Source organism: Methylobacterium bullatum, from assembly GCF_014845095.1.
Lineage (GTDB): Bacteria > Pseudomonadota > Alphaproteobacteria > Rhizobiales > Beijerinckiaceae > Methylobacterium > Methylobacterium bullatum.
Genome location: NZ_NKUG01000327.1, coordinates 1 through 872 on the forward strand (window position 1 = coordinate 1; position 872 = coordinate 872).

The window sequence follows — 872 nt, forward strand, 5'->3', positions numbered from 1 at the left end:
GTCCTGCCCGAGATCGAAGGCCCGCGCGCCGAGGCGATCGCCGCCGCCCAGCGCCCCGCCGCCGCCCACGAAGCGTTCTGGATCGAGCGCCTAGCCGATGTCGCCGCGCCGACGCTGCCCTATCCCCGTCGCGGGGCCGGGGGCTCCGAGGCCGCGCCGCATGCCATCGCCATCCCGCTTGCCCGGACGGCGAGCCTGGACGACGCGGCGGCGGCCTTCCTCGCCTGGATCGGCCTCGTCTGCGACACGCCCCGGATCACGCTGGGGCTCAGCGAGGCCGCCTCAGATTCCGAACGCGATACTTGGCCATGGTTCCTGCCGGACCGCCCCCTGACCCTGGCCGTCGACCGGGACGGTTCTGTCGCGGAGCTCCGGACGGCGTTCGCAGCCGAGCGCGCGGACGTCGCCGCCAGGGGCCTTCTGGCCGCCGATCTCCCGCAACGCGCCGCCTCGCCGGACATGCGCGAAAGGGCCGTCGCATGGCGCAAGATCGGCCTGGTCCATGGCGGTGCGAAACCGGGTCTCCTGGCGCGTACCGGCTCCGAACTTGCGCTGGTCCTGAGCGAGGGCGAAAGCCGGGCGGAGCTCCTCGTCTGCGGCCGGACCTTCGAGGTCGAGGTCGCGCAAGCCATGGCCGGGCAGTTCGCGGCCTTCCTCCAATCCTTCCTGGCCGATCCGGAAATCCGCCTCGGCGCGCTCCCCCTCGTGCCGGAGGAAGAGGCGGCGATCGTGGCCGCGCTCAACGCCACCACCGCGCCCTTCGCGGACGATCGCGGCATCCACGACGAGATCGCCGCCAGGGCGGCCGAGCTGCCCGAGCGGGACGCCGTGGTCGCCGGCAACGCCAGCCTCACCTATGGCGAGCTCGACCG

Annotated in this window: 1 protein-coding gene; it reads left to right on the top strand. The window is 73.6% G+C overall.

Annotated features, from left to right (window positions below; translation table 11 throughout):
- Nucleotides 1-872: non-ribosomal peptide synthetase (locus MBTS_RS23470; protein ID WP_192216620.1), on the top strand; the 872-nt coding region annotated here is incomplete at both ends.